Below are 18,897 nucleotides of genomic sequence, written 5' to 3' on the forward strand. Positions count from 1 at the left end.
AATTCGTGAAACTGTCTCGATGTCAGCCGAGCCGGTTCGGAATCCGCGCCTCGAGCCGGCGGAAGCCGAAGACCAGGATACCGGTGATGGCCATATAGACCAACGCCAGAAGCAGCAAGGGTTCGTAGGTGACGAACAGATCCTGACGCACCCTCGAGGCTACGGCATAGATGTCGACCATGGTTATGGTCGCCACCAGCGGTGTTGCCTTCAGCTGGAGAACGGTTTCGCCGGCCAGCGTCGGCAGCGCCCGGTGGATCGCCTGCGGAAGCCATACTCGCCTGAACATTTTCCAACGGCTCATGCCGAAAGCTCGGGCCGCCTCGAGTTGACCTTTCGGTACGCCTGCGAAGGCGCCACGCATCACTTCGCCTTCGTAGCCAGCATAGGAAATCGTCAGCGAAAGAACCGCGTAGGGCCATGCCTGCCTGAGAATGGGCCAGAGGAACGACTCGCGTATCCACGGAAACTGTGGAAACAGCGAACCGAGTCCGAAGTAGAGCAGCCAGAGCTGGAGCAGCAGCGGCGTACCACGAATAACCGTGCAGAACACCTTGGCCGGAACGCTCAGAATCGGCGGGCCGATCGCCTGCGCGAGGCCGAGGGGGATAGCGAGCGCGATGCCCAGAGCCGACGTCACCACCAGCAGCCATATGGTCCGCCATATGCCCTGCAACGCCAGCGGCAGATAGGTGGGCAGCCAATCCCAGCGCATGAGGAAAATCGACGCCAATATGATAACCACCGCGATCAGGATCAGGGCTATCCGATGTGGCTGCATCCAGAGCGAAGCTCGGGCGGCGGCGTTAATGACCGGGGTTTCGGCAGCCGCCATCAGTGAGATCCCGCGATCGATGGCATGCCGCGTCGCGCCCAGCGCTCAACACGCCCGATGACGACGTTGGAGACGAGGGTCAGAGCAAGATAGAGCGCGCCCGCCGCCATGAAGAAGGTGAAATAAGCCTTCGTCGCGCCGGCTGCCGTCCGTGTGGTTTGCGTCAGTTCATTGACGCCGACGATCGCGAGAAGCGCGGTGTCCTTGGTGGCGATCAGCCACAGATTTGCCAGCCCTGGGATGGCGAAGGGCAGCATCGCAGGTAGCGTGATACGCCTGAGAAGCAGGCCGGGGGGCATTCCATATGCCCGCGCGGCTTCGATCTGGCCCTGCGGAATGCCGAGAATCGCGCCGCGCAAGACTTCGGTAGAGTAGGCGCCCTGGACGACCCCGAGCACGCCTATCCCGGCGACAACACCGTTGATATCGATTGCGGCATGGCCGAGCGCGGTGAGCAGCTGGTTGATGAGGTCGGTACCAGCGAAATAAAGCAGCAGGATCAGCACCAGTTCGGGCACGGCGCGGACCACGGTGGTGTAGACTTCCAGCAGGTCACGGACCACCGGCCCGCCATAGAGCTTGCCATAAGCGCCGCCGACGCCGATCACGAGACCGACTCCAAAAGAGCCGAAAGCAATTCCGACGGAGTTTGCCAGCCCATGCAGAAGGCTGAGACCCCTGCCGTTCGGCGGCTGGAGGGAGAGCAATTCCAGCGAACTGGCTCCGAAGATGGTGGCGAGAACGTCGCTCAGCTTATGTCCCCTGGACTTCCGGGTTGAGCCGCCAATGATGTATCAAGCCGGACGTGCCATCGCGACGATGGCGGCTAGGCATGCCCGGCTTGATGCCGCTGCCGTCAGTTGGACTGCGACTCTTCGCCGTAAATGTCGAAGTCGAAGTACTTCTTGGTGATTTCGGCATACTTGCCATTGGCGCGGATGGCCTTGATTGCGGCATTGAGCTTGTCCTTGAGCTCGGTGTCGCCTTGGCGTACGCCGGCGCCGACGCCAGGCCCGAGCACTTCAAGGTCCGGTGCGACATAACCTTTGAGGTCGCAGCACGCTTTGCCTTGATCCGACTTCAAAAATGCGTCGAGCGCGATCGAATCGGCCTGAGTGGCATCGATCCGGCCGGCGGCGAGATCCTGATTTGCCTCGTCCTGCGTCTGGTATTCTTTGATCTCGGCAGCATCGGTGAAGTGCTTCTTGGCGTAAGCAGCGTGCACCGTGGACGCCTGAACGCCGACTATCTTGGCTTTCAGCCCCTCTGGCGTCGCATCGAATTTCTGATCCTTGGCGCCGATCACCGCAGTCGGCGTATTGTAGTATTTCTCCGAAAAATCGATTTCCTTCTTGCGTTCGTTGGTAATGGACATCGAATTCATGATCGCGTCGATCTTCTTGGTTTTAAGCGCCGGGATAAGGCCGTCCCACGGGATCGGCGTCAATACGCAATCCAGCTTGGCTTCGCCGCAGATGGCGTTGACGATGTCTACTTCCCAGCCACCCCAGTTGCCGGAAGCATCCTGCGAGTAAAACGGCGGATAGGCTTCGGGCGAAAAACCCACCTTGATCTGTTCGGCGCTTGCCGAAAATGCGCCCGACAACGCGATCAGCGTGGCCGCGAGCGCCGTTTTGAGAAAAGGTTTCATTTTTTCAGTTCTCCCGTTTTTTGGTTTTGACGTTCCCGTCTGCTCTTCTCGCAAGTCATCCAACATTGCGCAGAAACTGCTTCAGCCTTTCGGATTTGGGCGCACCGAAGATCTGCTCCGGCGGCCCTTCTTCCTCGACCAACCCGTTGTAGAGGTAGACGACATGCGTCGCGACTTCGCGGGCGAACTTCATCTCGTGGGTCACCAGCACCATGGTGCGGCCCTCGCGCGCCAGATCGCCGATCACCTTCAGCACCTCGCCGATCAGTTCCGGGTCGAGCGCCGAGGTCGGCTCGTCGAACAGCATGACGCGCGGATTGATGGCCAGCGCCCGGGCGATGGCCGCACGCTGCTGCTGGCCACCCGACAGAAAGGCCGGATAGACATCGCGCTTTTCGGCCAAGCCGACGCGGGCGAGCAGCTTTTCGGCCTCCGCGGTGGCCACGTCGCGCTTGACGCCCAGAACATGCACCGGAACCTCGATGACGTTCTCGATCAGCGTCATGTGGCTCCACAGATTGAAATTCTGGAAGACCATGCCGAGCTTGGAGCGGATGCGCTCGATCTGCTTGCGGTCGGCGGGGACGGTGTGGCCGTGACTGTCGGCCTTCATCCGGATCTCCTCGCCATTGACGCGGACGATTCCGCTGGTCGGGTTCTCCAGGCAATTGATGCAGCGCAGCAGCGTCGACTTGCCCGAGCCGCTGCCGCCGATGATGGCGATGACCTCACCGTCGCGCGCCGACAGCGAAACACCCTTCAGCACATGCAGTTCGCCGAATCTTTTGTGCAGGTTCTCGACATGGATGGCTTCGGCGGCGTCGTTCTGCGCCGTGTACTTCAGGGCGGGGGCCGTGCCTTGCGCTATCACCTTTGGGGTGCCTTACGAAGTGGCTGGACCCGTCGCTGCTGGAATTTTTTACCCATTACCATCACTGGACAGACTTCTTATTCTCAAGATGGACCGTTCCGCTTGCCTCCGTCAACCATGCTTTTTGGACCATTGATCGCGGCTCGCTGAGTGGCTATTGGCTGGGTGGCATGGTTCAGGAGCACTTGGTGGGTAAAGCATACGGGTCGCAATCCATGGCCGGGGCCCTGCAGCGCGTGCTGATGCGGTCCGCGGCAAGCGCCATGCACCGCGCCAAAGCATCGGAATGGCACTATGGTCCGGGCTTCGATCCGCAAAAGGCCGCTGCCCAGCATGAGGCGCTGACGACGCTGATTCTGGCATCCGGCGCCGAGATCGAATGGCTGACCGACGCCGATGACGGGCTTGCCGATTCGGTCTTCACGCACGATCCTTCGTTGATGACCGACCACGGCGCCATCATTCTTGCCATGGGCAAGGCGCTGCGCCTGGCTGAGCCCGGCCTGCACGAGGCGGCCTACAAGCGCATGGGCGTGCCTATACTCGGCCGCATCGAGCATCCCGGCCAAGTCGAAGGCGGTGACTGCGTCTGGGTGGATTCTCGGACGCTGGCCGTCGGCCGCGGCGTCCGCACCAACCAGAATGGCATCCAGCAACTCGCCAACCTGCTCACCCCCAAGGGTATCCAGGTCTATGGTTACGACCTGCCGCTCTGGCATGGCGAGGAGGCCTGCCTGCATCTGATGTCGGTGGTCAGTCCGCTCGCCGACGATCTGGCGCTGGTCTATGCACCGCTTTTGCCGGCTGCCTTCTACCAGATGCTTCGGGCGCGCGGCATTCGCCTGGTCGAGGGCGACGCCGAGGAGTTCTTCGCCTCCAACGGCCTCAGCCTCAATGTGCTGCCGACTGCGCCGCGCGAGGTGATCGCCGTTGCCGGCTTCCCGAAGACGGCGGCGGCCATGGCGGCCGCCGGCTGCAGGGTTTCGATCTTCGAGGCGGACGCGCTGTGCATCGCCTGCGAGGGCGGCCCGACCTGCCTCACGCGTCCGGTGCTCAGACAATGACGACAGTCGGCGAAGCCCTCATCACTTTGCTCGAAGCCCATGACGTCGACACGGTCTTCGGCATTCCCGGTGTGCATACGGTCGAACTCTATCGCGGGCTGGCGCGCTCGAAGATCCGCCACGTCACCCCGCGTCATGAGCAGGGCGCCGGCTTCATGGCCGACGGTTATGCGCGCGCCAGCGGCAAGCCTGGCGTCGCCTTCGTCATCACCGGACCGGGGCTGACCAACACCATAACCGCAATGGGCCAGGCCCGCGCCGATTCGGTTCCGATGCTGGTGATCTCAGGCGTCAACGCCACGCCGACGCTGGGCAAGGGCCTCGGCCATCTGCACGAACTGCCTGACCAGCGCGGCATGATGGAGAAGGTGGCGCTGTTCTCGCACCGTGTCACTGACGCCGACGAACTGCCGGGCGTGCTTACCCGCGCCTTCGCCCTGTTTTCGTCATCGCGCCCCGGTCCTGTCCATATCGAGATCCCAACTGATATCATGGTCAAGCCGGCCGACGGCATCGCGGCTTTGCTGATGAATGTCGCGCCGCCCGAACCGGATGCGGCGGCGATAGCAGAGGCGGCAAGGCTTTGCGCGGCTGCCCGCCGCCCGCTGATCCTTGCCGGCGGCGGCGCCAAGAGAGCCGAAGCACCGTTGCAGCGCCTTGCCGAAAGGCTGGGAGCGCCGGTTGTCCAGACGGCCAATGCCCGCGGTCTGCTGCATCGCCATCCGCTCGGCGTGCCGGCGAGCCCCAGCCTGAAGGCGGTGCGTGCATTGATGGCCGAGGCCGATCTGGTCATTGCCGCCGGCACCGAATTCGGCCCGACCGACTATGATGGATATAGCGACGGTGGCTTTGTTCTGCCGCCCAATCTGATCCGCATCGACATCGGCGCCGACCAGCTTGCCCGCCGGCCGGCCCGGATTCCGATCCAGGCCGATTGTGGCGTAGCACTCGAGGCGCTGCTTGTCGAAATTGGCACGGACCAGCCGCCATCGGGCGACGGTCAGGCTCGCGCCGCTGCGACAAGGCAAGCGGCCTTTGCCGAAATGGCCCCGGCCCTCCAGGCGCAAACGCGCGCCGTCGAGGTGATCCGCGATGCGTTGCCGGGCTCGATCATCGTCGGCGATTCGACCCAGCCGATCTACGCCGCCAACCTCTATTACGATCACGACCGTCCGGGCGGCTGGTTCAACGCCGCCACCGGCTTCGGCGCCCTGGGCTATGGTCCGCCGGCGGCGATCGGTGCGGCCCTTGCCGTGCCTGATGCGCCGGTGGTTTGTCTCACTGGCGACGGTGGTTTCCAGTTCACGCTGCCGGAACTGGGTGCCGCGCTCGACGCCGCAGCGCCGGTGATCTTCGTCGTCTGGAACAATCGCGGCTATCGCGAAATCGAAACCTCGATGCTCGAGGTCGGCGTCGAGCCGATCGGCGTATCGCCGGCGCCGCCTGATTTCTGCAAGCTGGCCGAGGCCTATGGCATTGCCGCCGAGCGGCTCGCCGGCATCGGTCATCTGGCAGACGTACTCAAGCGCGCGCGGGCGACCGGACTGCCGTATGTCATCGAGATCACTGTCAATTGAGTGCTGTGGCAGCGTCTGCCTGGGGATGCGATCCTCGTCGGATGGCCGCCGGTTTGACGCGCGCAAACGACGCTGCGTTATCGAGATTTCTGTTGAGTGATTGCGCGAAAGGCGCGACCTTCTGCGGCGGCGCGGCATATGAGTGACTGGAGCGGTCGAAGATGACGGATACACTGGACGGCAGGCATGTTGTGGTGACCGGCGGCACCGGAGCGCTCGGTGGCGCGGTTGTCGGCAAGCTGCTGGAGCAGGGCGCGGTCTGCCATGTGCCCAATGCCCATGCCGCCGCGCCCGCGAATTTTCCCTTCCCGGCACATGAGCGCGTCAGGCTGGCGCACAATGTCGATCTCGCCGACCCCGCCAAGGTCGATGCGTTCTACGCTAGCGTTACGGATTTGTGGGCATCCATCCATCTGGCCGGCGGCTTCACCGCCGCGCCGGTCGAGAAGATCGAGCCCGCGTCATTTGCCGAAATGATGGACACCAACGCCCGCACCACCTTCCTGTGCTGCCGCGCGGCGATACGCTCGATGCTGGAATCGTCCGTGTCGGGCCGCATCGTCAATGTCACGGCGCGCGCCGGGCTCGATCTGCGGCGCGGTTCCGGCATGGTCGCCTATGCCGCCAGCAAGGCAGCGGTCGCGGCAATGACGGTGGCGATGGCGGAAGAACTCAAGGGCAAGGGAATCCTGGTCAACGCGGTCGCGCCCTCGACGCTCGACACGCCGGCCACCCGGGCTGACATGCCGGCCGCCGATTTCGGCAAATGGGTCAGCCTCGAAGCGGCCGCGGAGGCCATTGCCTATCTCGCTTCGCCGGCCAATCTGGCGATGAGCGGCACGCTGGTGCCGCTTTACGGCAGGGCTTGATTTACCTCTTTGTTTGAGCGCGGATCTCCCAAAATTGGTCCGATGCTCTGGCCATGGCCAAACAAAAACCCCGCCGGATCGCTCCGGCGGGGTTTTTAACAGGCCGCGCGAGGCGCGGCGTAAGTGGACTTAGCTGCCCTGCTTCTTCAGCGCGGCACCCAGGATGTCGCCCAGTGAAGCGCCGGAGTCGGTCGAGCCGTACTGGGCAACCGCTTCCTTCTCTTCGGCGATTTCCAGGGCCTTGATCGAGACCTGCAGCTTGCGGGTCTTCTTGTCGAAGGCGATGACGCGGGCGTCGACCTTCTGGCCGACCGTGAAGCGCTCGGGCCGCTGCTCGTCGCGGTCACGGCTGAGGTCGGAGCGCTTGATGAAGGTCTCGATGCCGCTGTCGACCAGCCGCACTTCCAGGCCGCCATCCTTGACGCCGGTGACCTCACAGGTGACGACCGCGTTCTTGCGCAGTTCGCCTGAAGTCGCCGCCTCGCCGGCCGTGTCCTTGGCCAACTGCTTGATGCCGAGCGAGATGCGCTCCTTGTCGATGTCGACGTCGAGCACCTGCGCCTTGACGATGTCGCCGCGATTGTACTCCTCGATCACCTGCTCGCCCGGACGGGTCCAGTCGAGGTCGGAAAGATGGACCATGCCGTCGACATCGCCTTCCAGGCCGATGAACAGGCCGAATTCGGTCTTGTTCTTGACTTCGCCCTCGACCTGGCTGCCGACGGGATGGCTGCTGGCGAAAGCCTGCCACGGGTTCTCGAGCGTCTGCTTGAGGCCGAGCGAGATGCGGCGCTTGGCCGGATCGACCTCGAGCACCACCACGTCGACTTCCTGCGTCGTCGACAGGATCTTGCCGGGATGCACGTTCTTCTTCGTCCACGACATTTCCGAAACGTGGATGAGGCCCTCGATGCCCGGCTCCAGCTCGACGAACGCGCCATAGTCGGTGATGTTGGTGACGGTGCCCTTGATCTTCTTGCCGATCGGGAATTTCGTTCCGATCTCGGACCACGGATCGCTCTCGAGCTGCTTCATGCCGAGCGAGATGCGGTGGGTTTCCTGGTTAATGCGGATGATCTGCACCTTGACCGTCTGGCCGATGTTGAGGATTTCGGTCGGATGGTTGACGCGGCGCCATGCCATGTCGGTGACATGCAACAGGCCGTCGATGCCGCCGAGATCGACGAACGCACCATAGTCGGTGATGTTCTTGACGACGCCTTCGACCACCTGGCCCTCTTCGAGGTTCTGCACGATTTCCGAACGCTGTTCGGCACGGCTCTCCTCGAGCACGGTGCGGCGCGACACCACGATGTTGCCGCGGCGGCGATCCATCTTGAGGATCTCGAAAGGCTGCGGATTGTGCATCAGCGGCGAGACGTCGCGGATCGGTCGGATGTCGACCTGGCTGCGCGGCAGGAAGGCCACGGCGCCGTCGAGATCGACGGTGAAGCCGCCCTTGACCTGGTTGAAGATGACGCCTTCGACGCGCTCGCCCTTGGTGAACTTCTCTTCGAGACGGACCCAGCTCTCTTCGCGACGGGCCTTCTCACGCGACAGCATCGCTTCGCCAAGCGCGTTCTCGATGCGCTCGACATAGACTTCGACCGTGTCGCCGACCTTGAGCGTCGAGTCCTTGCCCTTGACGCCGAATTCCTTCAGCGGCACGCGGCCTTCGACCTTGAGGCCGACATCGATGATAGCCATGTCCTTTTCGATCGCGGTGATCGTGCCCTTGACGACTTGGCCTTCGCCGGAATGGCCGGCGGAAAATGATTCTTCGAGCAGGCTCGCGAAATCATCGCGAGTGGGGTTTGCAACTGACATAGGTTCTCCTGGAATGCCCCGCATCTCAAGCGGGACGGGCGCCGTGGGTTAGCGTTGCGTTGGCCTGCCGGCGTTCCGGGCTTAAAAAAGCCCTTGGCCGCCTAAGCGGCAATTCCGGCGCATGAAGAATGCTGGCAGGCTGGTTCGTGCCCGATATGGGTACCTTTTCGCCGCCGGCAATCGGCAACGGCAGGAAACCCGGCTCAGGCGTTGTTTCTCTTGGCCAGAACGTCGTCGATGATCGCCTTGGCCGCCAGGAACGCGGCTTCTATAGCCATTTCCGACGTGTCGAGCAAGTGCGCGTCGGCGGCCGGCTTCAGCGGCGAGTCGGCGCGACCCATGTCGCGCTCGTCTCGGCGCAGGATATCGGCGAGGATTTCGTTGAAATTGGCGGTGCCGCCGATGCTCTCGATCTCGGCCAGCCTGCGTTGTGCCCGCACCTCGGCGCTCGCCGTCACATAGAGTTTTATGTCGGCGTCGGGACAGACGACGGTGCCGATGTCGCGGCCGTCGAGCACGGCGCCCGGCGGCGCCTTGGCGAATTCGCGCTGCTTTTCGACCAGTATGCGCCGCACCGAAGGGATGACAGCCACTTTCGAAGCCGCTTCGCCGACCGCATGCGCCGACAGCACCGACCGGTCGAGCTTGGCCAGGTCGACCTGACGGGCAGCGGTTTCGGCGGCCGAGACATTGTCGAGCGGCAAACCCAGCCGAAGCAGCGCGTGCGCCACTGCGCGATAGGTGAGGCCGGTGTCGAGCAGGTTCAGCCGATAGTGGTCGGCCAGCCGCCGCGCCAGGGTGCCTTTGCCGGCGCCTGCCGGCCCGTCGATGGCGATGGTGAAGGTCGAAGTCATTCGCCGCCCACCGTACCCGAAAATTGCAATGATCCAGACAGGCGTGGCGATCCTTCGGGCCCCCCTCTGTCCTGCTCTCTTTGCCAGAACTTGGCATCTCCCCCACTTGGGGGGAGATCGGCCGTCATCGCGGCTTTCGCCAATTGTCTAAGTTGCAGGGTTGAGCGGAGCGGCCAAGCCGCCAATCTCCCCCCTTGTGGGGGAGACGTCCGGCAGGACAGAGGGGGGCGCTGTCCCGCCGACGTTCCAATTTGGTCCCACGCTCCAAGGCTATTGATTGCCATCAACTGTCACTCGATTTCCGCGCCCAGCCCCTTCATCAACCCCATGAACTCCGGAAAGCTCGTTGCGATCATCGCCTGGTCGTCGATGGTGACGGGTTTTTCCGTTGCCAGCCCCATCACCAGAAAGCTCATGGCAATGCGGTGGTCGAGATGGGTCTGGACGATGGTGCTCTTTCCGTTCGGATGTTGGCCGAGCCCCTTGCCGCCGGGCCTTCCACGCACGGCCAGCGAGGCCTCGCCTTCGGTGCAGTCGACGCCATTGACCTTCAGTCCATTCGCGACCGCCGACAGCCGGTCGGATTCCTTCACCCGCAGCTCTTCCAGCCCCTGCATCAGCGTCTCGCCCTCGGCGAAGCTCGCCGCGACAGCAAGCACCGGATATTCATCAATCATCGTCGGCGCCCGTTCGGGCGGCACGGTGATGCCCTTCAGCTCGGAATAGCGTACGCGCAGATCGGCGACATCTTCGCCGCCTTCATTGCGCGGGTCCACAATTTCGATCCTGGCGCCCATTTCCTGCAGCGTCAAAAGAAGACCGGTGCGGGTCGGGTTCATCAGCACGTTTTCGATTGTAATGTCCGAGCCCGGCACGATCAGCGCCGCCACCAGCGGGAATCCGGCCGAGGACGGGTCGCCCGGCACAGCGATTGTCTGGCCGGCGAGCTTCCCCTGGCCCTCAATGAAGATGTGGCGCACGCCGCGCTCGTCGGTCTCGACTGACAGATTGGCGCCGAATCCCTTCAGCATCTTTTCGGTGTGGTCGCGCGTCATCACCGGCTCGATGACGGTGGTGATGCCGGGCGTGTTCAGTCCGGCGAGCAGCACCGCCGACTTCACCTGGGCCGAGGCCATCGGCACGCGGTAGGTGATGGGCGCGGCGTGTTTGGGGCCGCGCAGCGTGATCGGCATGCGGTCGCCAGGCGTCGCCTTCAGCACCTGCACGCCCATCTGGCGCAGCGGCTCGAGCACACGGCCCATCGGCCGGCCGGACAGCGAGGCGTCGCCGATGAAGGTCGTCTCCATGTCGTAGGTGCCGACCAGGCCCATGGTGAGGCGCGAGCCGGTGCCGGCGTTGCCGAAATCGAGCGGGCCTTCCGGCTGCAGCAGCGCGCCGTTGCCGGTGCCGCTGATCACCCATTCAGTGCCGCGCTTCTCTATATGCGCGCCCATTGCCTTCATCGCGGCGCCCGTGCGCATCACGTCCTCGCCTTCCAGCAGGCCGGTGATGCGGGTTTCGCCGGAGGCGAGGCCGCCGAACATGAACGAGCGGTGCGAGATCGACTTGTCGCCGGGCACCCGTGCTGTACCTGAAAGCGCTGGCGATTTGCGGGCGGTGGCCGGTTTCGGGGCGGCAGTATGCGACATGGGTTTTCCTTGGGTGAAAAACGCCGGTGGCCGGCTTTTTCTTCTGGTTTGCGCGGTCTCGTATCACGGCGGACGGAAATGGTCATCCCCTTGCAAGAGCTCGCTCAACGCGGGGATTTGTGACGCTGGCTTTAGGCTTTGACAGCGCCGTAAACTGTGGTTATGGGGACCAAACTTTCATCGACGAGGCTTGCTGTGAGAAAACCCGAACTTGGCACCAAACGCATCGACCCCGAGACGGGTCAAAAATTCTACGATCTGAACAAGGATCCGATCGTCTCGCCCTATACTGGCAAGAGCTATCCCCGCTCTTACTTCGAGGATGGCAAGATTGCCGCCCTTGAGGAGGAAGAGGAAGTTGCCGAGAAGGAAGTCGACGCCGAGGAGGAAGAGGGCGTCGAGGTCGTCTCGCTCGAAGAGGCGGACGAGGATGCGAAACCCGACGATCTTCCCGATCTCAGCGATGACGAGGACGATGTGGACCTCGGCGACGACGACGATACCTTCCTCGCCGACGAAGAGGAAGAGGACGACGATGTCGCCGACATGATCGGCGTCGGCGACGATGACGACGAAGTCTGATCCGGCCTCTCACACAGCGCCCGCCGACTTTCGCGGGGTCTTAATAAAAAGCGGCTCTTAAAGGCTTGATATTGACGGAAGGCGGGGTTAGAAGCCGCCTGCACTAACGGCGCGGTCTCAACCCGCGCCGGATCTCTTCGCCGGCAACGGCGCCGGTTGACTGCCGGGAGTGGGGCCATAGCTCAGTTGGGAGAGCGCTTGAATGGCATTCAAGAGGTCGTCGGTTCGATTCCGATTGGCTCCACCAAAATTTTTATAATGATTTCAGTTGATTAGCGTTCTCCCCCTCGGGGGCCTGTTGCCCTGAAATCGTTCGGGGCACCGCCGGGGCACCCCGAGGCGCTTTTGGGAGTCGCAAAATTATTTTTTGCCTAGTCTCCGTTTTCCGCCAGATTTGCCGAAAGGCGAGGGGATGGGATATGTTCGGACTTTTTAGTGGAGCGCCTTATCGCTCGTAAGCGACAAAGCTCTTGACTCTCTCCGGCTGCAAGTTCTTTGTTTGCGGCATGGGGGGAGTACACGGGTACGCTCAGCGCGGGCCTAGGTCCCTGAAGTTAGATTGGCTTGAGGCACGATACGCTTGCATGTTCCGTATGCCGACGAGCGCAGCCCTTGTGTCGCCGTGTAGCGTCAACCGGCTGAAGCCCGGCGGTGCTTTCTCAGCCGAGTGATTGCCGACCTGTCGACCGTAATCACGCCGCCGCAGTCAATCCGCACGGTGAGTTTGTCCGCTCCGCGATCGATGCGGGTGACGTCCCCAACAAGAACTACTCGGTCGCCGGCCCGGGCTTTGGGTGGCGGCTCTAGCGTGTAAGGATGGTCATAGGACGGAATGCTCACTCTGGCTCGGCCGCTAGGGAGAATGGTGATGACGGTACCTGCTAGCGCAACCTCATCGCCGACCTCAAATTCGCCAGGCATGTTAAGGTGCAGCATGGTCTTCCTCCCGATGCTTTCCTATTTGATGCTTTGCTAAATTAATGCCCGGCCACCGCGTTGGTTGCGTGCAATCGCTTCGTATCCGGCACATTTCCAAGCTGGATCGCGATGGCGACGGGACCCCGTGCGAAACGCTGTGTTAGCGGAGCCAGCAACCAGCGGGTCTTCCGATCAAACTTCGCGGAATAATGATGGACCTGAGACGTTGTCGATAGAGAACACTCTACCTACCATAGGGAGAATCGATGTGCGCCTTTTCATCCTGTTTTCGGTATTGCTTTTGACTGCCTGCATGACAGCCCCACGCGCCGAGGCTCCACCCGCACGGCCAACCGCGTCTACATCGAGCGGGAGCAGCGGCAGTGCCGGCGGTTCTGGCGGTGGCGGCTACTAAAGACGCGATCGACTCAGTTTTGGAAAATCGCAGAGAACCTTAATCGCGCCGGACTGTCCGCCCCAGCAAAAAGCCCGCCACCGTGAGGCAGCGGGCTCAGGCAGTTGTTGCCGGGGTTCAGTGCTGGTCGCTCCGCCCACGTTTTTTTACGGGGTTGCTTCGTGATCGGATGCGCTGCAAGAAATGCCTCGTCCCCCGCGATGAGCTTGGCGACTTCGCCCTCGCCGATCGGCAGATAGCGATCCTTTGCGGCTTCTCGCTTCCACTGGACCGCCATTAGATCGGGCGCTGGAACTCGGATTTGATCGGCCACAGCCTGCCGGTTCCTGTCGACGCTGAGCATCCGTTTGTCAGAATAGGCGCTAGATCGATCCTCGTCCTCTAGGACGTACATCGCGTGAATGCTTTTCGCGTGCCAGTAATCCATTTCCGCTGTTGTGAGGCTGGTGGCAGCATCAGCCTTGCGCCAAGGAAGTCGGCGCGCCTGGCGCATGAGCTGATTGTGGTGCGTGTCGATGAGGACGGCATCGGGCAGCGGATCAAGGCACTGCTGCACAAATGCAGCCAGCGCCTTCGTCTTGACGGCGGCGCTCATGCTGATGCGTCCCCTTCCGAAGCCAACTGGAGAACCGATGCCAGCTGTGCAGCCCAAAGCTCGCCATCCAAGGGGTATTTGCGCGCAATCGCCTTGTTGAAGGTGGTGACCGCCTGCGCCTTGATCAGCATCCCCTCCATGGTCGTTCCGCGCAGATGCTTCACGCGGGCTTTGATCCCCGGCTTGACCCATTGCGTTGCCGGCCGCTTTGGCATTTCCTTGGGCGGTGGCCCGGCATGTTCCTGGACCCTTTTCCAAAGCCGCTCCCGCATCTCGCGATTTACACTGGCAAACGCGCTGCCGACATATTTCCGGGTGCCTGGGTCGGCCATTAGAGCAAACGCCGGCTTGCCCCTCTCGCGTTCAACTCCGAGAAGTTCAAACTCGCTTTCGGTGAAGGATTTTGTCTTCAGCCAATTGGTAGTCGGGCCGCTGCGATATTTGCTGTCTCGACGCTTCGACATCATCCCTTCAAGGCCGGCCGCGTTGATCAGATGATAGATCGCATTAGCCTCGCCCGGCATCGTCTCACTGAACTGGATTCGGCTGTCAGGCCCTAATAAGGCCGGCCAGGATTTCCCGTCGATCCTCAGTGCCATGTCGCGCAAGTCGTGGCCGTTGAGGTGCAGCAGATCGAACGCGACGAAATAGAGGTCGTGCTGGCGCCTGGTGATTGCCTTGCGCAGCGCGGCAAAATCCGAAAGGCCAGCCTCATTTAAGACGACGACTTCGCCGTCGATGATGGCGTTCTGTACGTTGAGACCTTTGGCTGCCTCGACCAGATCGCGGTATTTGGATGTCCAGTCGAGACCGCGGCGGGTGAAGATCCGCACACCGCCGGCGTCGATGATGATCTGGGAGCGGTAGCCGTCGAATTTGGCTTCATGCATCCAGTCATCGCCTTGGGGCGGCTTGGCCACCAAGGTCGGCATCATCGGAGGAATAAATTCTAGCCGGCCGCCGGCACTCACTCTTTTAGGCACCAAATTGACTCTAGGCTCATCCGATTTGACAGCCAGGGGAACGGAACGTGACCATTTTACTAAATTAGAAATGATGCATGAAACGGCTTATTATTCGTCCCAGCCGGCTGGACACGCCCACACCCCCGCCGGTTAGGCCCGGCGGTCGGTTGCCTACCCCGCAGCGGCTGTCGGGCCGTCCGTATCACAGTTCGGACAATCAACGTGAGCCGAGATAGAACCAACAACCCCGCAACCGGGATCAAGGGCAAGCGCCACGGGCCGCCTGCCAAGGACGAAGCAGAGCATTTCGAGTTCTGCCCCGTCTGTGGCCAGACGTTCGATAAGCGAAACCTTGGCGAGGTGCTGCATCATTATCTTCCCGACCATGAGTCGTTGAAGCTCGATGGATAAGTGAACCGTCGTTCGCACGGATTAGGGTCATCCAGGATCGTGACCGGTCCCAACCAGCGGTACCGGAAGTTATTGCGAATGTGGTCGTTGAAGAAGCGACCCTTGGCGAAGGCGGCTCGGAACTCGGCGAAGGTCTCCGGCGGCACGTCCTCAAACTGGTAGCATTTGCCGCTGGCCACGGACCACACCGAGAGGGTCCTACGGTCCGGATCATATTCCGTTTTGCGTATCGATGTGGAAGGCATGATGGTTCACGCCTTAATTCGGCGCGGGAGAGCGCCAGCTTAAGAGTCGACGTCTGCGGCAGACGAAGCTCATTCGTCTCGGGCGATAGTCGGCTGTGCCCTGGTCTCAAGAACGGCCATGCAGGTCCTCGACCGCCTTCTTCAACTTAGGGCCCCGCACTTAGTCCACTTCATGAGTTCTGCGGCTGCACCCTCGACGTTGTTGCAGCCGTAGGTGAGCCAGGTCGGTCCGTCTCGATGTTGACCGGAGGATGAAACTAGTGGAGGGCCATGATACCTCCTACTCGGGCGAGAGATACATCTCCGCCTCCTTAGCGGCAGCCACGAAAGCCTTTCGGATCACGTGAGGGTCAATCGGATCGCCCTCCAGTGCTGACAGGCAGAGGGTCCACGCCTTTTGCCAGTGAGGTCCTCTCCGGGTCCACCTCTTGAGCTGCTCAAGGGCTGCCCTCGCATTGTTGCAGCTATGCCTGGCACCTTCCGTTTCAGTCTTCACGAACACCGGAGGGACGAACCAAAGGGTTGCCATAATACCTCCTACTCAGGCGAGACGCTCGCCTCCTTGGCCGCCGCCTCAAAGGCTTCACGGACCTCTTGGTGGGACACTCTGCCCTCGAACGCGTCAACGTATGATTGGACCGCTTTCGTCCACCTCGGCCACTTTTGTGTCCCACTTCATGAGTTCTGCGGCTGCACCCTCGACGTGGCTGACCCCATAGCGCGTCCCGACGGCCGCCGAAGCAAGGCCGCGCCCCGAGGGGATGGGGGAGGACGCGGGCCCATCGGATCGGAGGGAGCAATCCGATCTCTCAGCACGAAGGACGAGGGCTGTGCGATGCGAACGTACCTGCTCGGCCAGGGTTCCCGGACGGAAGACAAAAAACCCGCCGCACCCTCTCGGCACGGCGGGCAATCAGTCGTTCACCAGGCACGAGGGGTGGGCGGGGGTGTGCCCGGATCGTGAAAATCCTACGCTCGCCAGCTGCGTCGCGTCCACCAACCGCCGGTTGGCACCTTTAGCCATGGCGGGCTTTCGGCTGGCGAGTGTATGGTGGCGGTTTGCCCTTAAGAAAGAGTAGGGTTTCCCGGTCGCCCATACCTTCCGGCAATTGAGCGCCTGAGAGCGAGCAACGTGCTTTCGCCTTATCAGGGAGAAGTGCGATGCAGCAGCTATATTCCAACCTCGTCACTCACTATGAGAAGGCGGTGTCCTTTCAAGACAGAGTTGTAGAGCAAGAGCGCCGGTGCGGACATATCCTCCCGGAAAGCGAAGCCCTGCTAGAGATCCTGGCCGAGAATTTGGCCGAAGCCCGCCGCGCCCTCGATCGTGTGACTCACAGTCATCACTAGCTCACCGCCCCAGCGGCAGTTTGGAAACCGAGACAAGCTCGTCCTCATCCGTGATACCAGCCAAATAGTTTGCAAGAATCCGGGATGCGAGTGCTTCGCGCCGCTGTTCGGATTGCCCCTCGATCTTGAGCCGGTCGAACACGCGGCCAAGCAAGGCGACATCGGACGGATTGAAGACCCCAGCTTCTTTAGCTTTTCGATAGATCGGCATGGCACTCCCACCCTTCGCAAGCCGGTTGTGCGCCCAACATAGGTTCACTTGAGGGCTCCCCGAACAAAACCCAAGCGCCCATTTGTTGGTCCAATGAAGGAAGTATCAAGATCGATCCGTGCGGAGATAATCGGCTCAGAATGCTTGGCATCTGAGCGTGGGATCGGATCACAGGCACGCGCGGCAACCCGGTGGTGGGGTCCGATCCGCACAGAGACCTAATCAGAGGAACGAAGCACATCCTCCTCCTTGGCAGCAGCCTCGAAGGCCTTTCTTACATCGTCGGGCGTGCGCTCGCCTTTAATGAGAGCGACGCAGGCCTCGATGGCCTCCTTCCACTTAGGTCCCCGCTTGGTCCACTTCATGAGTTCCGCCGCGGCGCCCTCGACGTTGGTACATACGTAGGTGAACTCAGGTCGGTCGGTTCCGATGTAGACCGGAGGGTGAAACCAATGGATACCCATGAGGGTGCCACCGCCATTTTCGCCTGAGTTAAGAACGATTGGATCGCCAGCCATGGCTACCTCTCCTACCCCTGAATTATCATTGGCCGGCAAATGGGAAGGGGAGAATAGGTTGAGAGAGAGGGACATTGCAGCGTGTCACTTTCTGGAGAGATTGAAGCCGGGTTGGTTGTCCAGCGCCTCGACGACAAAGGCTACGGCAATCAAATCATCGGCAGGGATTCTGCCCTTGCTGTCCTCCATGACGGCTGCGACCTTTTGAAAGGTCTTCAGTTCACTTTCGGTAATCCGGGCGCCGCGCATCCTCTCATTGAGGTCGGCCACGCGCATTCGCAGCGCCTGGGACGCTCCAATCTCACGGTTCGACATGATGATCAATTCCTCCCTTGATGGCTTCCCGCCGCACCTTTCGGCACGGCGGGCTGTCCTCCCAGTCGCGTTGGTCATTCGATGATTTTGATGATCTTGCGTGTGCCCGGGTCAACGACAACGGTTCGGTTGTCGACGACAACGGTACGGTATTTTGTGTTGGGGACTTCATGAAGTTCGACGGTTTCGGGCAGGGTTGAGCCGATATTGAGCTCCACTTCAGGGATTTTCACCGATGCGAGCGGCTGCTTTTTCACATATTCCCTGATGACCGTCTCCTGTTCAGGCTCGATGATTACGTCCTGAGCAGCAGCGGCGCCGATGCCTGCCAGCAGCAGAAATCCCGCGGCGAAAGTTGAAAGATGCATTCTCATAATGGGCTCCTTGCGTGAGTTCCGCTGAACGGCTCGTCGCGCCAGCCCCACCCAACCTCAGGCGGCCGCAAACGTTCCCTGATTGGGCTTCGGTCTTCTCAAAGGTCGGACCTAAGTCTGACCTTGCTGTCGCATAGGGCTAGGACGGGGCGCAGCCCGGAACCGGGACTGCCAGCACTCGTTGCTCGCCATGTGCTCACAGGAGAGAGACCATGGAGAATAGTATCCACCAAGCCCGCTGGTTACTCGCTCCGGTGTTCGCCGTATCGATCACGTTCCTGGCGATAGGAATCATCGTTAGCTAGGTAGGGCCACCCCACTTGAGATCTGCGCAGCTAAGTCCCTTCCTGCGCTGATAAGCGACCACCCGCCATTCCTCGATTGGCGGGTGGTCCGCCAATCATGGCCGGCCAGTCCGGGTGGGCGAGGCCTGTCAGCGATCAAGGTCGCGAGGGCGGCATCACCTCACAGCAGGTCTTCGGCAACCCCGTCGAACTTCCTGAGGCCTACGCTTGGAGGCTTTTGCTTGAGAAGGCCCTGTTCAGATGCGGCCGCCTCGAAGGCAGCGAACGCAGCTTGGTGACTGCAATGTCCAGCCAGGCATTCCTCGATCATTCGGATTGCCTCAAGTCGGGACGGCTTGTCCATGAATGGCCATGGTTGCTGAAGCGCTTTCGCAGCGTCGGCTATCGACACGATCGCCATCGATCTGTCATTCAGGTGGATCGTAATCGGTATAAACGCCGGCATCTTTGTCGCTCTCCAGAATTGAAGTGGATAAACGCGAAGACATGGCGGGGT

23 protein-coding genes, 1 tRNA gene and 1 pseudogene are annotated in these 18,897 nt (G+C 61.6%); 8 read left to right on the forward strand and 17 right to left on the reverse strand.

The window, feature by feature from the left end; translation table 11 throughout:
* Nucleotides 1-22: 22 nt before the first annotated feature.
* From NMG70_RS09335 to NMG70_RS09350, 4 genes are all read right to left on the reverse strand, one after another.
* The gene (locus NMG70_RS09335; protein ID WP_254024228.1) at nt 23-835 is read right to left on the reverse strand and encodes an ABC transporter permease; all 813 of its coding nucleotides are present in this window, start codon (nt 833-835) and stop codon (nt 23-25) included.
* Nucleotides 835-1,500, reverse strand: coding sequence for an ABC transporter permease (locus NMG70_RS09340; protein ID WP_254024506.1), 666 nt, complete (start codon nt 1,498-1,500; stop codon nt 835-837). Before NMG70_RS09340 ends, NMG70_RS09335 begins: the two co-directional genes overlap by 1 nt.
* Nucleotides 1,501-1,691: 191 nt before the next feature.
* Nucleotides 1,692-2,486 carry a transporter substrate-binding domain-containing protein gene (locus NMG70_RS09345; protein WP_254024507.1) on the reverse strand — a complete coding sequence of 265 codons (795 nt, stop codon included), beginning with the start codon at nt 2,484-2,486 and terminating at the stop codon, nt 1,692-1,694.
* Nucleotides 2,487-2,541: 55 nt separating this feature from the next.
* On the reverse strand, nt 2,542-3,354 hold the full coding sequence (locus tag NMG70_RS09350; RefSeq protein WP_301555146.1) for an ABC transporter ATP-binding protein: 813 nt from the start codon (nt 3,352-3,354) through the stop codon (nt 2,542-2,544).
* A 218-nt stretch (nt 3,355-3,572) separates the two neighbouring features.
* On the opposite strand from NMG70_RS09350, the gene NMG70_RS09355 reads away from it, so the two are divergent.
* From NMG70_RS09355 to NMG70_RS09365, 3 genes are all read left to right on the forward strand, one after another.
* Nucleotides 3,573-4,421 carry a dimethylarginine dimethylaminohydrolase family protein gene (locus tag NMG70_RS09355; protein WP_254024509.1) on the forward strand — a complete coding sequence of 283 codons (849 nt, stop codon included), beginning with the start codon at nt 3,573-3,575 and terminating at the stop codon, nt 4,419-4,421.
* A complete protein-coding gene (locus NMG70_RS09360; protein ID WP_254024229.1) occupies nt 4,418-5,998 on the forward strand; it encodes a 5-guanidino-2-oxopentanoate decarboxylase in 1,581 nt (526 codons plus the stop codon). Before NMG70_RS09355 ends, NMG70_RS09360 begins: the two co-directional genes overlap by 4 nt.
* 161 nt (nt 5,999-6,159) lie before the next feature.
* On the forward strand, nt 6,160-6,867 hold the full coding sequence (locus tag NMG70_RS09365; protein WP_254024230.1) for an SDR family NAD(P)-dependent oxidoreductase: 708 nt from the start codon (nt 6,160-6,162) through the stop codon (nt 6,865-6,867).
* A gap of 129 nt (nt 6,868-6,996) precedes the next feature.
* On the opposite strand, the gene rpsA is transcribed toward NMG70_RS09365, so the two are convergent.
* From rpsA to aroA, 3 genes are all read right to left on the reverse strand, one after another.
* Nucleotides 6,997-8,694, reverse strand: coding sequence for a 30S ribosomal protein S1 (rpsA, locus tag NMG70_RS09370; RefSeq protein WP_027151507.1), 1,698 nt, complete (start codon nt 8,692-8,694; stop codon nt 6,997-6,999).
* A 203-nt stretch (nt 8,695-8,897) separates the two neighbouring features.
* A complete protein-coding gene (cmk, locus tag NMG70_RS09375; RefSeq protein ID WP_254016239.1) occupies nt 8,898-9,548 on the reverse strand; it encodes a (d)CMP kinase in 651 nt (216 codons plus the stop codon).
* Between the two features lie 290 nt (nt 9,549-9,838).
* Nucleotides 9,839-11,197, reverse strand: coding sequence for a 3-phosphoshikimate 1-carboxyvinyltransferase (gene aroA / locus NMG70_RS09380; RefSeq protein WP_254024231.1), 1,359 nt, complete (start codon nt 11,195-11,197; stop codon nt 9,839-9,841).
* Between the two features lie 195 nt (nt 11,198-11,392).
* Between aroA and NMG70_RS09385 the strand changes: the two genes are divergently transcribed.
* The 3 genes from NMG70_RS09385 to NMG70_RS32875 all read left to right on the forward strand — a co-directional run bounded on the left by NMG70_RS09385 (nt 11,393) and on the right by NMG70_RS32875 (nt 12,861).
* Nucleotides 11,393-11,779, forward strand: coding sequence for a TIGR02300 family protein (locus NMG70_RS09385; protein ID WP_254024232.1), 387 nt, complete (start codon nt 11,393-11,395; stop codon nt 11,777-11,779).
* 171 nt (nt 11,780-11,950) lie between these two features.
* Nucleotides 11,951-12,026, forward strand: a tRNA-Ala gene (locus NMG70_RS09390).
* Between the two features lie 733 nt (nt 12,027-12,759).
* On the forward strand, nt 12,760-12,861 hold the full coding sequence (locus NMG70_RS32875; RefSeq protein WP_367185511.1) for an excalibur calcium-binding domain-containing protein: 102 nt from the start codon (nt 12,760-12,762) through the stop codon (nt 12,859-12,861).
* Between the two features lie 264 nt (nt 12,862-13,125).
* On the opposite strand, the gene NMG70_RS09395 is transcribed toward NMG70_RS32875, so the two are convergent.
* Together NMG70_RS09395 and NMG70_RS09400 are read right to left on the reverse strand one after the other, a co-directional pair.
* Nucleotides 13,126-13,707, reverse strand: coding sequence for a hypothetical protein (locus tag NMG70_RS09395; protein WP_254024233.1), 582 nt, complete (start codon nt 13,705-13,707; stop codon nt 13,126-13,128).
* The gene (locus tag NMG70_RS09400) at nt 13,704-14,642 is read right to left on the reverse strand and encodes an ATP-dependent DNA ligase (RefSeq protein WP_436798364.1); all 939 of its coding nucleotides are present in this window, start codon (nt 14,640-14,642) and stop codon (nt 13,704-13,706) included. The genes NMG70_RS09395 and NMG70_RS09400 overlap by 4 nt, the downstream gene beginning before the upstream one ends.
* A gap of 252 nt (nt 14,643-14,894) precedes the next feature.
* On the opposite strand from NMG70_RS09400, the gene NMG70_RS09405 reads away from it, so the two are divergent.
* Nucleotides 14,895-15,083 (forward strand): hypothetical protein, encoded by a 189-nt coding sequence (locus NMG70_RS09405; protein WP_254024234.1) that lies wholly within the window; start codon nt 14,895-14,897, stop codon nt 15,081-15,083.
* Here the strand turns inward: NMG70_RS09405 and NMG70_RS09410 are convergent.
* The 3 genes and pseudogenes from NMG70_RS09410 to NMG70_RS33250 form a co-directional block, all read right to left on the reverse strand.
* Nucleotides 15,044-15,328: a KTSC domain-containing protein gene (locus tag NMG70_RS09410; RefSeq protein ID WP_367185512.1), complete on the reverse strand. Its 285-nt coding sequence runs from the start codon at nt 15,326-15,328 to the stop codon at nt 15,044-15,046. The two genes, NMG70_RS09405 and NMG70_RS09410, sit on opposite strands and share 40 nt — an antisense overlap.
* A gap of 280 nt (nt 15,329-15,608) precedes the next feature.
* Complete coding sequence (locus NMG70_RS32880; RefSeq protein ID WP_367185513.1) at nt 15,609-15,857, reverse strand: DUF982 domain-containing protein; 249 nt, start codon at nt 15,855-15,857, stop codon at nt 15,609-15,611.
* Nucleotides 15,858-15,865: 8 nt separating this feature from the next.
* Nucleotides 15,866-15,982 (reverse strand): annotated as a pseudogene (locus NMG70_RS33250) (DUF982 domain-containing protein); the annotation flags it as partial.
* Nucleotides 15,983-16,489: 507 nt separating this feature from the next.
* On the opposite strand from NMG70_RS33250, the gene NMG70_RS09420 reads away from it, so the two are divergent.
* A complete protein-coding gene (locus tag NMG70_RS09420) occupies nt 16,490-16,678 on the forward strand; it encodes a hypothetical protein (protein ID WP_254024235.1) in 189 nt (62 codons plus the stop codon).
* Between the two features lies 1 nt (nt 16,679).
* Here the strand turns inward: NMG70_RS09420 and NMG70_RS09425 are convergent, their stop codons facing one another.
* The 5 genes from NMG70_RS09425 to NMG70_RS32885 form a co-directional block, all read right to left on the reverse strand.
* Nucleotides 16,680-16,889 carry a hypothetical protein gene (locus NMG70_RS09425; RefSeq protein ID WP_077379297.1) on the reverse strand — a complete coding sequence of 70 codons (210 nt, stop codon included), beginning with the start codon at nt 16,887-16,889 and terminating at the stop codon, nt 16,680-16,682.
* A gap of 218 nt (nt 16,890-17,107) precedes the next feature.
* Complete coding sequence (locus NMG70_RS09430) at nt 17,108-17,407, reverse strand: DUF982 domain-containing protein (RefSeq protein ID WP_254024236.1); 300 nt, start codon at nt 17,405-17,407, stop codon at nt 17,108-17,110.
* 84 nt (nt 17,408-17,491) lie between these two features.
* A complete protein-coding gene (locus tag NMG70_RS09435) occupies nt 17,492-17,722 on the reverse strand; it encodes a hypothetical protein (RefSeq protein WP_254024237.1) in 231 nt (76 codons plus the stop codon).
* 74 nt (nt 17,723-17,796) lie between these two features.
* Nucleotides 17,797-18,096, reverse strand: coding sequence for a DUF1236 domain-containing protein (locus NMG70_RS09440; protein ID WP_254024238.1), 300 nt, complete (start codon nt 18,094-18,096; stop codon nt 17,797-17,799).
* 465 nt (nt 18,097-18,561) lie between these two features.
* Nucleotides 18,562-18,846 (reverse strand): DUF982 domain-containing protein, encoded by a 285-nt coding sequence (locus NMG70_RS32885; protein WP_367185514.1) that lies wholly within the window; start codon nt 18,844-18,846, stop codon nt 18,562-18,564.
* Nucleotides 18,847-18,897 lie beyond the last annotated feature (51 nt).

This window comes from Mesorhizobium ventifaucium, from assembly GCF_935822925.1.
Lineage (GTDB): Bacteria > Pseudomonadota > Alphaproteobacteria > Rhizobiales > Rhizobiaceae > Mesorhizobium > Mesorhizobium ventifaucium.